This window comes from Methylomonas montana, assembly GCF_030490285.1.
In the GTDB taxonomy this organism is placed as follows: Bacteria; Pseudomonadota; Gammaproteobacteria; order Methylococcales; family Methylomonadaceae; genus Methylomonas; species Methylomonas montana.
Genome location: NZ_CP129884.1, coordinates 3613884 through 3629022 on the forward strand (window position 1 = coordinate 3613884; position 15139 = coordinate 3629022).

Sequence of the window (15139 nt, forward strand, 5' to 3'; positions counted from 1 at the left end):
AGTTAGTTCATAATCAACCCAGTCGGCTTTTACTTAGAAAAGCCTTCCAGTTTCAACGACTCATCGTCGTGAAAATACGGTGCCGCCGCCAGACGCCGCCGACCTACCCAAGCGCCGGAGCTTTTCCGGCCGAAATCAAGAGGAGAATCGCATGTCACCATTATTAGAAAAAAACCAGGAAGCGCCCTTTCTCAGATCCGCCAATCAAGACAACAAATTGATTTATTTGTCCGATTACAAGGGCGAAAAAAATGTAGTGTTGTACTTCTACCCCAAAGACGACACCCCCGGCTGCACGATAGAAGCCAACGACTTCACCGCGCTGGCTGGCGAATTCGACGCCCAGGACACCGTGATCATCGGCGTCAGCAAGGACGATTGCCAAAGTCATAGAGACTTCATCGGCAAATACGGCCTGAACGTGCAGCTGCTGGCCGACACCTCCGGCGACCTTTGCGATGCTTACGGCGTCTGGCAGGAAGTGGAAAAAGACGGCGTAAAAAAATGGAAAATCGTCCGCTCGACCTTCATTATCGATAAAGACGGCAAACTGGTTGAAGCACTGTACGGCGTCAACCATGAGGGCCATGCGCTGGCGGTGTTAGAGATTATCAAAGGCTTAACAGCGCCGGTAGAAGCGTAAATCGGATCGGCAATCGATCGGGTAATGGCCAAAGCCTAACCCGATCTTTGCCAAATATTACCGTTCGAAAAAGCCTTAGCCAAATTGCATTACTTTCGGCGGTCATCGGCCAAGGTCTGTCGTTCCAATGCAGACAAAATCCCAACTTTCGATGACTGGTCTAGGCCAATAAGCAGTCCTTTTCTCCCCACGGTTTTGCCTGCATCCGGTGGCATGTATCCGCGTGCCCTCTAAGAAAATCCATACTACTCAGCGGCTTATTTTGATAGAAAATTCGGATTTTTACGATATAGGCGCATATGCCTTACCGGCAATAGTACCGATGAATTACTTGTTTCATCCTCACAAATCATCGGAGCTGACTGGGGGGATGTACATGTCCGCTGAGCCTCGCTCCCGACCCTCTAGGAAGCCATCTATGGCGAATAGAGAAAACTTTGATTATGCTGCCATACAGAAAGCATTGGCGACCAACATGCCGGCAAATAAGGCGTGACAAATGCGAGCAAAAAGCTAGTGGCAGATACCAAACAATTCGTTGACGATCCTGCGGTTTAGAATGGTTTTGCAATCTGGTATAGGGTAGGGATTTTCACCCATCGCTGATTCATGGCTGTGCTGGATGGATTTGTGTTGGTGCCGTTATTGGCTAGTTGCCCAGACAAGGCTTAGTCATCACGATCGGCCTGTATGTTTTTTGGTCGAGTGAACGCACTGCATTGGCTTGTGCCATAGTTTGGCTGGATTATGCGGTTGTAAGGTGAGCCGCACCTGACTTACCGAGCGCGATGTCGACGCAGCTTTATCTGGGGTGGGTGTTGGCCGGACTTCGTTCAAAATAGGGCTACCATATGCAGGCGCTTCCAAAACTACAGTCTTACACACTGACTGCGAAAATCGGCGAGAGCCTGCAATCTTTGGTGTATATGGGCTACCACAAGAGCCAGCCGGAACAGCCTCTGGTACTCAAGCGGCTCAAACTGCTTTCTAGCTGGGATGAGCAGTCGCGCCATCTGCGGCAGAAAATAGAAAGGCTCAAAGTACTGCACGACCCGCGTGTTTGCACGCCGTTGGCGCTGGAGTCGGATGGGGATGAGCAGTTCATCGTGCAGCCATGGTTTACTGGTCAGCCGCTGAATGTCTGGGTGGCACAGCAGCCGAATCTCCGGCTGGAGGATTTCCTTAGTATCGCTTGCACGCTGACCGACATTTTGCAGGCCGTTCATGATGCCGGCATCACCCACGGTGGTGTCAAACCGCATAACATCCTGGTGCAGCAAGGCACGCTGACGCTGCACCTCACCGATTTCATCACGCCGCTGGACATCCGCGACGTCAGCCATTTCATCTACGACCCGGAATTCGTGCGCGGTACGCTGGCCTATACCTCGCCAGAGCAGACCGGTCGCATCAATTATCGCGTGGATTTTTCAACCGATCTCTATTCGCTCGGTATCGTGTTCTACGAACTGCTGACCGGGGCCCTGCCGTTTTTCGCCGACGATCCACTGGAGCTGATTCATGCACACCTTGCCGAAGAAGCTCCCAGGGTGCATGAGAACAACCCGGCTATTCCGCGCCAATTGGGCGAAATCGTTGCCAAGCTCTTGCTCAAGCAGCCGGAAAAGCGTTATCAGAGCGCCGCGGGGCTGCTGGCCGATCTGATGCGCTGCCGTGACGAGTTCGCCGCCAGCGGTATCGTCTCCAACTTTCCTGTTGGCTCGAAAGACCGGACCCGGCGCGTCATTTTTATCTCCAAAATGGTCGGTCGCCAGGCAGAAAGCGTTCTGATCCGGCGCGAATACGATGCCGTCAGTCATGGTGCCTTTCGCTCCGTATTTATTTCGGGCCTTTCCGGCATCGGCAAGACGCGCCTGATTCAGGAACTGCAAAAACCCCTGGTACAAAATCGCAGCTATTTCACCTCCGGCAAGTTCGACCAGTATCAGAAAAACATCCCCTACAGCTCGTTGATTCAGGCCCTGCGTAACCTGATGCGTATTTTTCTCACCGAGAGCGATGCCCAAGTGGCGCAGTGGCAAGAAAAAATCCTCGGGGCCGTGGAAAATAACGGCGGCGTGATTACCGATGTTGTTCCGGAACTGAAATTTATTATCGGCGCGCAGCCGGAAGTGCCGCCGTTGCCGCCGGTGGAGGCGCGCAACCGCTTCAATAATCTGTTCGGCCGCTTTTTATCCTGCCTAGCCGGCACCGACAATCCGCTGGTGCTGTTCATCGACGACCTGCAATGGTGCGACAGCGCCACGTTTGATTTTCTGACCAGTGTCTTTGCCAACCATGACGAACACCCCTACCTGTTCTTCATCGGCGCATACCGCCATAACGAGGTCGATCCCAGCCACCCGCTCACCAAACTGATCCGTAACATAATCGAGAATGAAGGCCCCTTGCAGGAAATCCGCTTGGAGGCGCTCAGCGACGACGATACTCACGAAATGGTGTCCTACATCTTGGATGCCTCACTCGACGAAACTGCGAGCCTGTCTGCGTTTATCGCCCGATTGACCGAGGGCAACCCGCTGTTCGTCAGTGAGAGCCTGACCTGGCTCTACAACGAAAATCTGTTGCACACAGACGAACAGCACCACTGGCGCTGGGATATTGCCAGTATCCGCGAAACCCAGATGCCGACCACGGTGGTCGAACTGTTCAGCACCAAGGTACGCAGGCTGCCGCCGGACACGCTGCACATCCTCAAGCACTGCGCCTGCATGGGCAATCGTTTCACTTCCGAAGAATTGGTGTTGGTGCTCGACATCGGCCTCGAGCAACTGTTTGAAGCGCTGAAACCTGTGTTGAGCCTGGGGCTTTTGCTGGAGAACAAAACCGATCTACAGTTCGTGCATGACCGTGTACAAGAAGCCGTATTACGTCAGATCGACATGCAAACTCGCCCTGAAATTCATTGGCGTATCGGCAAACGCTTGCTTGACGCAAAGACGGATAAGGACAGTCAGGAAAACAGTAATATCCTGACCGTGGGTATGACTGAATATCAATGCGCTATCAAGCATAACGTCAATCCTGAAAACCTGGACAATCTGTTCCCCATCGCCGCCCACCTCAATCAAGGTTGCCCCGATAATCTGGATAACGATACGGCTTACTGGCTGGCGGATATCAACTTTCACGCCGGCAACAAGGCGCTGGATGCGCTGGCCAGCGAGGCTGCCAACGATTTTTTCCTGAAAGCCCATGATTATCTGCTGGAAGATTGTTGGGAAATCGTCTATCCACTGACCTACAGAATTTATCAACGGCTGGCCAAAACCGATTTGATGTGCGGCCGCTACGATGAATCGGAAACGCTACTCAACAAACTGATCGAACATGCCGATAGCGACCTGGACAAGGCCGAGGCACTGGCGGAGCAGACCACTTCGCTGTCTTCCTTCGGCAACTTCATCAAGGCCATAGCAACTGCCAACCGTGGCCTCGCCTATTTCGACAAGGCCATTCCCGAGGATGCTGGTGAGGCCACGCAACGTATGCAGGCGCTGATGGCTCAAGTCAGAGAACACGGCGACGTTTGGAAAAAAATCTTGCATATGCCTTTCACCAAAGAGCGCAAGAACAAAATCGAACTTGCCTTCTATAGCGAACTGATTCCTGACCTCTACATGTCGGGGCTGGTGCCGCAGCTCTACCTTTCGGCCGCGCAGTCCACCTTACATTGCCTACAGGGCGGCATGGACGAATCGGTGATTTATTCGTTTTCCATCATGGGCCTCAACCTGGGCGAACAGGGCGACTTCGAGTTAGCCTACCAGTACGAAGATCTGGCTCACGACCTGTGTGCAAAATATCCCAATACCTTCGGTGCCACGAGAGGGATGAACGGCATCGTCTGGTGCAATATGCATTCGCGCAGCCACCCGGCGGACATTGTCGATTATGCCCTGAAGGGTATCCAGTGCGGCAAGAACTGTGGCGATCTCTACAACGCCGGCTTATCCTACGGCCCGCTGATGTGGAATCTGGCAGTGCAAGGCAAAAGCATGCGCCAGATCGAAGAAACCGCCGAAGAATGCCTGAGCTTCTCGAAAAAGAACCAGCTTTCGTTCTCGGTCGGCCTGGCGGAGGCGGTGCTGGCAGGCTGGGTGGCACCGATGAGGCCGGATTACGAGCCTGTTGCCATAGCAGAAACTCTGGCGCACTGGGAGGCTGAAAATTACGTGTCCGCATCCGGCAGTTATTTTGCACTGCTTGGTTTTGCCCAATATTTCATGGGCGATTATGCGGCTGCGGCAGTTTCCCTACAGACTGTCGACCGTTACCTGCACGGACTTACCGATAACGTTCTGAAGCGTCTATGGTATGTGTTCCGCATCCTCAACCGGCTGCGCTCGCCGGAAAATACCTCTTGGCCGGAAATCGAGGCGGAAATCGCCCCCTTGCTGCAAAAATTAGAAACGTGGGCTATCCTCGGCCCGCTGTTGCAGCCCTATCTTGCCTTTATTCATGCCGAGATAGCCCGTGTGCGGGGAGATATGCGCGAAACGCGAAACCTTTATCTCGATGCCATCGCCGAGGCGGCCATGCATGACTACCGCCTACTCGCCGGACATCTGCACGAATGCCTGGCCGACCTGTTGAGCGATACGGGACATGCCGATGCTGAAATTTTTTATGCCGAGGCAAGACGGTTTTATCGGATCTGTCGTGCGGAGGGCAAAAGCGCCCGATTACAGAAGAGACACCCTTATGTACCGTTAGACAAGGCGCTGCGTATTGGCCGAACCGCCGTCGAGAAAGCCCATGAAAACATCGACTCGTACACACTGCCCAACCTGGACATCAATTACCTGATGAAATCGGCACTCGTGCTTTCTGCCGAAATCGACCTTGCGCAATTGCTGAAGAAGATTATGAACGTGGTGCTGGAAAGTTCCGGTGCCCAGCACGGCTATCTGCTGATCCGGGAGCAGGAAGAACTGGTTGTGGCGGCTGAAAACCATGTGGGAAAAAGTCAAAAGCCACTGGAGCGACATTACAACTTCACCGATGCTCCCGGCATCTGCCAGGCTATCGTCAACTATGTTTTCCGTACGCGTGAAAAAGTCGTGTTGCGCGATGCGGCACACGAAGGTGATTTTCGCGATACGCCCGAAGTGACTATGTACGGCCTGCGATCGGTGCTGTGTCTACCGCTGGTCAAACAGGCGGAACTGATCGGCGTGCTTTATCTGGAGAACCGGCTTTCAGAAGGTATTTTCACCCAAGAGAAAATCGGCATGACAGAGTTACTGACCTCCCATGCTGCTATCTCACTGGAAAATGCCCGCCTACTGGAAAAAATGCGACGCTACCAAGATCACCTCGAAGAAGAAGTGCAGTATCGCACCACCGATCTCGTAATGGCCCGCGATGCCGCCGAAGCCGCCAATCGCGCCAAAAGCGTATTCCTGAACAACATGGGCCACGAGCTGCGCACACCGCTTAACGCGATTCTCGGCTTTTCCAGCATGATGCGAAATAATGCGCGGCTGGAACAGTCGGCGCGTGACAACCTCGACATCATCAACCGTAGCGGTGTACGTCTATTAAGAATAGTCAACGATGTACTGGAAATGGCCAAGATCGAAACAGGGCACCTACAACTAGCAGAAAGTCAATTCGATTTTGGTGGCATGGTGAGCGAGGCTATGCACATATTCACGATACACGCCGAGGGAAAAGAATTGCAGTTACTGCTCGACCCCTCTTCGCAATTTCCACGTTTCATCACGGGCGACGAAGCCCGTTTGCGCCAGATACTGATCAACCTGCTCGACAATGCCATCAAATTCACTGCAAGAGGCTGCGTCACCTTGCGTCTTGGGATCAGACAAAACGCCACCCAACATTTGCTGATAGAAGTCGAAGATACTGGTCCCGGAATTTCATTAGAAGACCAGCAGCGTATCTTCCAGCCGTTTGTGCAGTTGAGCGAGGACTCCCTCAACCTGGGCACCGGCCTCGGTTTGACCGTTACCCGCCAATTCGTCCAAATGATGGGCGGCAGCCTCACGCTGGAAAGCACGCCGGCCAAGGGCTCTTTATTCCGGGTTGAACTGCCTTTGAAAGAGGCGCTGGAGCGCAGAGATAACATCCAAACGGCAGAACATATCAAAAATGAGGTGATCCGTTTGCAAACAGCCACAGCCGCAACCGCAACGCCATTGACGGCCGAAATGCTATCCGTGGTGCCACCTGAACTGCGCAACAAGCTACGCGAAGCATTAGAAATTTTGGAGACTGAACGCATTCATGATGTCATTCAACAAGTGGCAAACTATGATGTGAGCTTGCAGCAGAGGCTTTCACAACTAACGGATAACTTTGATTATCCTGCTATCCTGAAGGCGCTGGGGACGGACTCATCGGACTACGACAGATGACTTATAGAAACAGCATCACGGTAGTTACCTCACATACCAGCCACCTTGAAGCTATTGGCGGATAATTACCGTGTCGATTGGATGTCAGCTAAGGTTTCAGAATCGGACGCACGGTCAATTTAATGCCGAACGTCGGGTGTTGAGTGTTGGGTCGGTTTTGCTGATTCGATTTCGACAGAACACTAACGGCCAATTTTTGACGCTTATTTCCATGAATTGAAGCCAAGTCAAACGGCAAAAGCCGTCATTTGCAACACTGGAGGTTACCAATCCAATACACCATTTCTTATACCCGTACCATCATAGAGTAACAGACGAATATAGCGCTTGATTATAGATCGTCACTGAATGTTCATCTATGTGAATTATTTTCAGCTGCATTATAGACTGGCTGGCAATATTTCGAAGAGGCATCTTAAGATCGAGCAATCTCAATACTGTGCTTTCCCTGCAATACTATTCATAAAATATATGCATACTCTATTTACTTCTCGTCATTTGCAGATTATTACGTAAACAAAAAACCACATTTTGTCTTTTTTGCGGATACTATGCTAAAGGCGGCATGATAACTGGATTGCACTTTTGAATTGAATCCGCAGCCTGGCTAATATTCGCTGAAACGGGGCAATTATATTTTTATCGTCGCAGCGATTAAATATATCCAAGCCATCGACTTTTCTCTGCACATTAAATGGGCCACAAAATATGAGTAAAGATTTAGCCAATGTATGCAAGTATTTAACGCATGGGGTGTACGTCATTGCAGTTAAAAACAAGGAGCGCGAGCATGCATTTACTGCCGCGTGGGTAATGCAGGTTTCATTTGATCCGCCATTACTCGCGTTCAGCATTAATCCACAGCACTATTCCTATCAGATTTTAAAAGATGGCGGGCAATGCAGCATCAATGTATTGGCCAAAGCGCAATTACCGATTGCCGCTCATTTTGGCGATTCTAATATTCGAAATAAAATGACGGGCTATAGCTGGCAAGCTGCACCCAGTGGTGTGTCGGTGTTGACCGAAGCGTTAGCCTATTTTGATTGTGTTGTCAGCCATAGCACGCCGGCAGGAGATCATGAAATTGTGATTTGTCGGGTGTTGGACGCGGGTATTTTGAATGCTGGCGTACCGATGCATTATAGCGATACCGATAATATGGATGGCTCAGATGAATTGTATGCTTAAGTTATTAGAATGGATGTTATTGGCCCAAACCAAAGTTGGTGCTAGTTTAGAAATAAGCGCGCGAGGATTTTGCGGCAGCATTGTGATGGTTATCGGCAATTATTTAATTAAAAAACATCACGAACTCATCCCGCATTATGTTATTAATAATTAGGTAGGCTAATCAAATGAATCATGAATACTTTATGCGCAGAGCCATAGAACTGGCTTTAGAAGTACCTCCGTTTCCATTTGGCGCAATCCTCGTAAAACGAGAAACCGGTGAGATTGTTGCTGAAGGTTTTAATCAGTCTGCACTTAACCCAACTTTTCATGGCGAAATGGTGGCCATTAACCGTTGCGCCGAATTACTGCAACCCACAGATTGGAGCGGATTTGATCTATATACAACAGCAGAGCCGTGCCCCATGTGTCAAAGTGCCATTCAATGGGCTGGCATTGCCTGCGTTTATTATGGAACGTCCATTCCTTATTTAACAGAACATAATTGGCAGCAAATTAATATTCGCGCATCTGAAGTGATCGCTCAAACCACTTTTCGTAAGACTACTATCGTTGGCGGTATTTTGGAGGCCGAATGCAATGCGCTATTCGACAATGCACCTAAAGGCATATTTCATCAACACATTTAACTAGCAACACTCGGCATTAATGTCCTAGCAGCCGATTGAATAATATTCACGCCAGGCCGTTTTGGCTCGCTATCCTCGACCCTTAGAAATATATCTTGCTAACAATCGGCGAACGGTCGCATTTGCCAACATCTATTGCTATCTCAGCAAACCACCTCTTCGGGCAAAAAACCACCGGCTTGCATGGTCCACAACCGGTAATAAAAACCCTGTTTGTCCAATAGGTCCTGATGGCTGCCGTCCTCGACAATATGCCCCTGATCGAATACCAAAATCCGGTCCAGATGGGCAATCGTCGATAGACGGTGGGCGATGGCGATGACGGTCTTGCGGCCCATCACTCGATCCAGGTTTTCCTGGATGGTTTTTTCGGTAACCGAATCCAGGCTGGAGGTGGCTTCGTCCAGGATCAGGATCGGGGCGTCTTTTAACATCACCCTGGCGATGGCGATGCGTTGGCGCTGGCCGCCGGACAGCTTGACGCCGCGCTCGCCGACCAGCGACTCGTAGCCTTCCGGCATCGCCGCGATAAACTCTTCGGCGTGGGCCAGCTTGGCGGCGAAGCTGATTTGCGCGTCGTCGGCATCCAGTTTGCCGTAGCCGATGTTTTCCTTCAGGCTACGGTGAAACAGGCTGGGGTCTTGCGGAATCAGGCTGATTTGCGCATGCAAGGAATCCTGGGTAGCCGCCGTAATATCTTGACCGTCGACCAGAATCTGCCCGACTTGCGGTTCGAAATTGCGGAGGATCAAGTTCACAAACGTGGATTTGCCGGAGCCGGAGAAACCGACCAAGCCGACCCGCTGCCCTGGTTCTATCGCGACATTCAAATGATCGAACACGCGCCGGCCCGGTTCGTAGCTAAAGCAGACGTCTTTAAACTCGATACGGCCTTGGCTGATTTGCAAGAGCTTGGCATCCGGCACGTCGATGATTTCGTGGCTTTGGATGATGGTATCCACGCCGTTGGCGACGTTGCCGACGTATTCGAAAAACTCCAAAAACCGCCGACTCAAATTGCGGGCATCACCGATCACCAAAATCGCCAGGCCGGTGCTCATCGCAAACGCGCCGACGCTGATTTCGCCAGCCTGCCAGAGTTGCAAGGCATAGCCGATGGTGCCGATTTTCAGGATAGCTGCGGCTGTAAATTGAAACCAGCGCACCCGCTCCATGTACCAAAAAGTGCGGCGGGCGCTTTTTAATTCGGTCGCCAGAAAACCGTCCAGATACTCGCGTTCGTGACGCAAACGGGCGAACAACTTGGCATTGAGAATATTGGTCACCGCATCGACGATCTTGCCATTGACCATGCTGCGGGTGGCGGCGAACTCCTGGGCGTAAGGCTGACAACGGGTCGCCAGCCAATATGAGATCAGCACATACATCAATACCCAGCAGGCCACGAACAAGCCCAGGCCTTGATGCACGCCCAGCAGTAAGGTCACCGACACCGAGAAGGTCACCGCGATCGGCCAGAAATCGCAGATGATGGACCAGGTGGTGTGATTGACGCTCATCGCGGTTTCGCTGATCCGGTGCGCCAGCGCGCCGGCGAAATGGTTACCAAAATAGCGCGGCGCATGGTTTTGCAGATAAGCAAACAACAGCCGACTGGTGCCTTGCCGCAGCAGCGGCCCCATGGTGATCAACACAGCACCACTGGCGCGGCTGAAAATAATCTCGGCCAGATTCAGGCCGGCGAGTAATAGCAAGGGTTGTTCGAAAGTTTCCAGCCAATCGCCGCTCGGCATGGGCTGACTGGCGACCGCATCCATCAAGGCTTTAATCGCGTAAGGCACCAGAATGCTGCCGGCGGCCTGACCGGTTTCCAGTACCAGCATCAACAGCAACAGCCAGCGAAACGGCTTTAGGCAAAACAGGATAAAACGCCAGGGACTGGTAGGTAACGGCGGCGCTTCCGCCGCGCGACGGAAACCCTCCTTGGTTGACGATTTGGACATGATGGTATCGGATAAGCAAAGCAGGCGGCCATTATATCCAATTGGCCGCCGTCCGCGCCTTGTCTCGGTATGGATTGCTGGGCGCGGCGACTTCTAACGAAAACTCTTTTGCTTCAAAAAATCGGAAAATTCATCGATAGTCGTTCTCCGTCTATATCAATAGCGAATACGATACCAAAGCATGCCTATCGTTTCATGCGCTAACAGGTAGCTGTTTGCCCAGGCCGAGGGAGTCGGCAGCCAATCATGCCAGCGGGATTCGCCAGCATGGCCGATAAACGCGGTCGGCGCCGGCAATACCTGGAAACCGGCCTTGCGAAACTCCAGAGCTGCGCGCGGCATATGGTAAGCCTGGGTCACCAGCACGATGTTATTCACGCCAAGTTCCTGCAACAACCGGCGGCTAAAGCGGGCGTTTTCCGCGGTATTGGTGCTATCCGGTTCCAGCCAATCCACCGGCGTCTTAAATTCGCTACCCAGCACTTGCGCCATCAGCTCCGCCTCGGAAATATTTTCGAGCTCGGCGCTGCTGCCGCCGGACACCAGAATCGGCAATCCCAACTCCTTGGCTAATTTGGCGGCATAGCGCACCCGCACCAAACTGCGCGGATGCAAGGTGATCTGACCAGGGTACTCCTCCGCATCGCCGATCAAGCCGCCGCCGATTACCACCAATGCTTCCGGTTTAAAAGACCTGACCGCTTCCGCAGTGATCGGTGGGATTTGCTCCCATAGCACAGCCCATTGCTTCACCACGACCGGTAAACTCAATAGCCACAATAATGCTAAACAGACAACAGCGACAGTCATCCCCGATTTACGCTTACCCCACAATAATCCTGCGGTCGCCAACAGCAACAAGGAAACCGGCGGCAACAGCAGGAGTTTGATGACATACGTGATGGTTATAAACATGCAAACTCTTCGCCCAGAAACGCCACCGAGCCAGAACTATTCACCTAGACCATGCAACGGCTGAACCGTTACGTTAAGACTTGGACTTTCTGGTAATCAAGGTGTACAGCAACCCACCCATGAATCCAATCACGACAGAGTACCCCGCGACAGACAAGCGATCAGCATTTTCCGGGAAAAAATGCCAGAAACCGATTGCAAACAAAACACCCAGCAGGGTTCCCACCTAGATAGGCCAAGGGATCATAAACAGCATCTCGAGGACGACGTCGAATAAGTCCATGGCTATAGCCTTCTATTGCAACGACCAACTTTCCAAAGAGTCCCTTAGCCTGCCAGCTTGGAAATCCCCACCGCTGCCCGCAAGGTTTCAACAAATGGCCGGCTGATTGCTCTGGCTTTTTCGGCGCCTTCCAGCAATTGCTGTTCGATATGCTCCGGGGCTTCCAGCAAAGCTTCGTAACGCTCTCGAGCAGGGGCAATTTCGTCGTTGATTTTCTCGAACAACACCTGCTTCATCTCCCCCCAGCCTATGCCTTCCGCGTAACGCTGGCGAATCGCAGCGACTTCGTGGTGATTGGCAAAGGCCTGATAGATGCCAAACAAGGTACAACCTTCCGTATCCTTGGGTTCACCGGGTTCCAGCGAGTTGGTTTTGATTTTGTTGATCAGCTTGCGCAGTTTCTTTTCCGGTTCGAATAACGGGATGGTGTTGTTGTAGCTTTTGCTCATCTTGCGGCCGTCGAGGCCCAGCAAGGTAGCAGCGTTGTCGTCCAGCACCGCTTCCGGCAACACGAAATGCTCGCCATAGATATGATTAAAACGGCTGGCGATGTCGCGGGCCATTTCGATGTGCTGGATTTGGTCCTTGCCGACCGGCACCTTGTTGGCGTTGAACATCAAAATATCGGCAGCCATCAAAATCGGGTAACTAAACAAGCCCATCGTGATGCCTTTATCGGGATCGTTGCCTTCGGCTTCCTCGTTTTCCGCCACGGCGGCTTTATAAGCATGGGCGCGATTCATTAAACCTTTCGCGGTGACGCAGGTCAGCATCCAGGTCAGTTCCAGGATTTCCGGCACATCGGATTGCCGGTAAAACACCGCATTGGAGGTATCCAATCCCAGTGCCAGCCAGGTAGCGGCGATTTCCAGACTGGATTGTTTCACCCGCGCCGGTTCGCTGCATTTGATCAGCGCATGATAATCAGCCAGGAAATAAAAAGGCCTGACCTGCTCGTCTTTGCTGGCATTGATCGCCGGACGGATCGCCCCGGCATAATTGCCTAAATGCGGCGTGCCGGTGGTGGTGATACCGGTAAGGACAATGGATTTACTCATGCTGCTGCCTGCGCTGTCTGTAAAGTGAAAAAGTGGCGGAATTTTACACAAATAGCCAGGGATAGTCAGGCACTAATGCCGACCCAGCGCACTGGCCACCAAACCGAGAATGCCAGCGAAGCGGCAGGCTGTACACGCTAATGTAGGTTTGTTTCGGACGCCGGCAATGTTAGAGTGACTCAGCTTAGTCCATGCTTGAAGGGTTTTTGCCCTGTTTTATCATCATTTCTAAAGGAGCAGCCCGCATGACACAGTCTCTCAAGATTCAATGGCCCGATCATTACCAGCCCGACCATTGTCCGGTGCATGTTCGAAACGAGTTGGATATGACGACGGCACCGGCTTGTGTCTGGGCCTGGTTGACGCACCCCACGCTGTGGCCCGCTTGGTACGTCAATGCGTCGAATGTGCAAATGTTGGAAAGTAGCGGACCAGATTTACAACAAGGCACGCGCTTCCGCTGGAAGACATTCGGTGTGACGATCACATCCACGGTGCTGGAGTATATTCCCGGCAAGCGGATTGCCTGGAACGCCAAGGGGCTGGGCGTAGACGCTTATCACGCCTGGCTGCTGCAACCATCCGCGTTAGGCTGTTGGGTACTGACCGAAGAAACCCAACATGGCTGGTTGGCAAGGCTGGGCAATCTGTTCCTGCCCAAGCGCATGCACAAGTATCATCAAGTCTGGTTGGAAGGGCTGGCGCGCAAAGCCGGAGAGGGCCTGCCTCCGGTATCGTAATGCCACGTCCAGCCGCCGACCTTACGCCACGAAGAACTAAACCCGGTCGGCCAACAGCTGCAAGGGATGCACCAGTTTAAGCGCGGTTTCCGCTTGATCCGCGTTCAAATAAAACGTGCAACCGAAATTACTGCTGACCACCACGTCGGCGCCGCACGCTTCGATAGCTTGGCGCTTCGCAAACCGCAGCCGCTCGGCGTTGTCGGGATGGCTGAGCATATAGCTACCGCCGGCGCCGCAACATAATTGATTGTCCGGCAAAGCTTCGATATTCAGGCCGGGGATTTTCCGCAGCAGCTCGTGAACGGCCCTACCGTTTTTCAAGACGTTGCGCTGGCTGCACGGCTCGTGCACCGCCACATTCAGATTAGAGGCAGCCGGCTGCAAATTGGCGGGCCAATGCGCCAATAAGAACTCGTTAATGTCTTGCGCGCTACGCCGAAACCAACCGGCGGTTTCCTGATCCTCGCCCTGATATTCACTCAGCATCGCGCCACAACCGCTGGCGGTATAAATCACCGCTTCGACTTCCAGCGCATAAAACGTTTCGATATTTTTATCGATCAGCGCCTGAGCGGATCGGCCGTTATGTTGATGGATAGCCCCGCAACAAACCTGGCTCTCCGGCACCACCACTTCGTAACCGATGGTATTGAGTAACTTGATCGCCGAACGCTGAGTCGCCCGGTCGAAATGTTCGGCCAGGCAACCGGTAAACAAGGCCACGCGCCCTTTTCTACGCGCGCGCTTGGCTAACGGATAAACGCCGGCCAAACTACCCAGCGCCGGCTCGCTGACCAAACGCTCCGCTACGGCTAGATTTAATTTTGCCAATAAGCCGCTGGCCCGTAGCGGTTTTTGCAAACCGGACCGCAAATACAGCGATACCAAGGGCAGTAGCATCCGCCGCCGGCGCTTATGTTCGATCAAACGTAAGCCCAGCCCGGCCAACCAGGACGGAAAACCGGTTTGATGCAATTTCGCTTTAGCTTGGTCGAACAGCGCGCCATAGCTCATCCGGCTCGGGCAGGCGGTTTCGCAGGCACGGCATTGCAGACAGTTGTCCAGGTGGCCGCGCTCTTCGTCGCTGATCGGCGCGTCCTCGACCAATATCTTGCTGATGGTGCGAATCCGTTGGCGCGGGGTTTCCGCGTCGATTTGAAATAACCGAAAAGTCGGGCAAGTGCTGATGCACATGCCGCAACGCATACATTCCGAGGCTTCGGGGATGTAGGGACCGTTAGCGGCAGGCTGTGCCGAGCCGCTATCGCCCGTCGAATCGCCCATGCTAAAGTCCATCATGTCGAACATT

10 protein-coding genes are annotated in these 15139 nt (G+C 52.7%); 6 read left to right on the top strand and 4 right to left on the bottom strand.

Translation table 11 applies throughout. The features are described 5' to 3' along the window. The first annotated feature begins 151 nt into the window (after nt 1–151). The 5 genes from QZJ86_RS16635 (at nt 152) to QZJ86_RS16655 (ending at nt 8867) form a co-directional block, all read left to right on the top strand. Nucleotides 152–643, top strand: a complete 492-nt coding sequence (locus QZJ86_RS16635) for a peroxiredoxin (RefSeq protein ID WP_301671597.1) — start codon at nt 152–154, stop codon at nt 641–643. 851 nt (nt 644–1494) lie between these two features. Continuing rightward, the gene (locus QZJ86_RS16640; protein WP_301671598.1) at nt 1495–7044 is read left to right on the top strand and encodes an AAA family ATPase; all 5550 of its coding nucleotides are present in this window, start codon (nt 1495–1497) and stop codon (nt 7042–7044) included. Nucleotides 7045–7752: 708 nt separating this feature from the next. Then, on the top strand, nt 7753–8235 hold the full coding sequence (locus QZJ86_RS16645; RefSeq protein WP_301671599.1) for a flavin reductase family protein: 483 nt from the start codon (nt 7753–7755) through the stop codon (nt 8233–8235). Next, nucleotides 8228–8389 (top strand): hypothetical protein, encoded by a 162-nt coding sequence (locus tag QZJ86_RS16650; protein ID WP_301671600.1) that lies wholly within the window; start codon nt 8228–8230, stop codon nt 8387–8389. The genes QZJ86_RS16645 and QZJ86_RS16650 overlap by 8 nt, the downstream gene beginning before the upstream one ends. Before the next feature lie 13 nt (nt 8390–8402). Next, nucleotides 8403–8867, top strand: a complete 465-nt coding sequence (locus QZJ86_RS16655; RefSeq protein ID WP_301671601.1) for a nucleoside deaminase — start codon at nt 8403–8405, stop codon at nt 8865–8867. 143 nt (nt 8868–9010) lie between these two features. Here the strand turns inward: QZJ86_RS16655 and QZJ86_RS16660 are convergent, their stop codons facing one another. From QZJ86_RS16660 to QZJ86_RS16670, 3 genes are all read right to left on the bottom strand, one after another. Then, complete coding sequence (locus QZJ86_RS16660; RefSeq protein ID WP_301671602.1) at nt 9011–10831, bottom strand: ABC transporter ATP-binding protein; 1821 nt, start codon at nt 10829–10831, stop codon at nt 9011–9013. Nucleotides 10832–10987: 156 nt separating this feature from the next. After that, complete coding sequence (locus QZJ86_RS16665) at nt 10988–11746, bottom strand: YdcF family protein (RefSeq protein WP_301671603.1); 759 nt, start codon at nt 11744–11746, stop codon at nt 10988–10990. A gap of 327 nt (nt 11747–12073) precedes the next feature. Continuing rightward, complete coding sequence (locus tag QZJ86_RS16670) at nt 12074–13087, bottom strand: tryptophan--tRNA ligase (RefSeq protein WP_301671604.1); 1014 nt, start codon at nt 13085–13087, stop codon at nt 12074–12076. A 245-nt stretch (nt 13088–13332) separates the two neighbouring features. Between QZJ86_RS16670 and QZJ86_RS16675 the strand changes: the two genes are divergently transcribed. Beyond that, nucleotides 13333–13827 (top strand): SRPBCC domain-containing protein, encoded by a 495-nt coding sequence (locus QZJ86_RS16675; RefSeq protein WP_301671605.1) that lies wholly within the window; start codon nt 13333–13335, stop codon nt 13825–13827. Between the two features lie 36 nt (nt 13828–13863). Here QZJ86_RS16675 and QZJ86_RS16680 read toward each other — a convergent pair whose 3' ends face one another. Next, complete coding sequence (locus tag QZJ86_RS16680; protein ID WP_301671606.1) at nt 13864–15138, bottom strand: (Fe-S)-binding protein; 1275 nt, start codon at nt 15136–15138, stop codon at nt 13864–13866. Between the last annotated feature and the right edge of the window lies 1 nt (nt 15139).

Bases quoted from the DNA above. Each gene is read 5' to 3' on its own strand.
- QZJ86_RS16635 (WP_301671597.1), top strand. From the start codon at position 152: ATGTCACCATTATTAGAAAAAAACCAGGAAGCGCCCTTTCTCAGATCC.
- QZJ86_RS16640 (WP_301671598.1), top strand. From the start codon at position 1,495: ATGCAGGCGCTTCCAAAACTACAGTCTTACACACTGACTGCGAAAATC.
- QZJ86_RS16645 (WP_301671599.1), top strand. From the start codon at position 7,753: ATGAGTAAAGATTTAGCCAATGTATGCAAGTATTTAACGCATGGGGTG.
- QZJ86_RS16650 (WP_301671600.1), top strand. From the start codon at position 8,228: ATGCTTAAGTTATTAGAATGGATGTTATTGGCCCAAACCAAAGTTGGT.
- QZJ86_RS16655 (WP_301671601.1), top strand. From the start codon at position 8,403: ATGAATCATGAATACTTTATGCGCAGAGCCATAGAACTGGCTTTAGAA.
- QZJ86_RS16660 (WP_301671602.1), bottom strand. From the start codon at position 10,831: ATGTCCAAATCGTCAACCAAGGAGGGTTTCCGTCGCGCGGCGGAAGCG.
- QZJ86_RS16665 (WP_301671603.1), bottom strand. From the start codon at position 11,746: ATGTTTATAACCATCACGTATGTCATCAAACTCCTGCTGTTGCCGCCG.
- QZJ86_RS16670 (WP_301671604.1), bottom strand. From the start codon at position 13,087: ATGAGTAAATCCATTGTCCTTACCGGTATCACCACCACCGGCACGCCG.
- QZJ86_RS16675 (WP_301671605.1), top strand. From the start codon at position 13,333: ATGACACAGTCTCTCAAGATTCAATGGCCCGATCATTACCAGCCCGAC.
- QZJ86_RS16680 (WP_301671606.1), bottom strand. From the start codon at position 15,138: ATGTTCGACATGATGGACTTTAGCATGGGCGATTCGACGGGCGATAGC.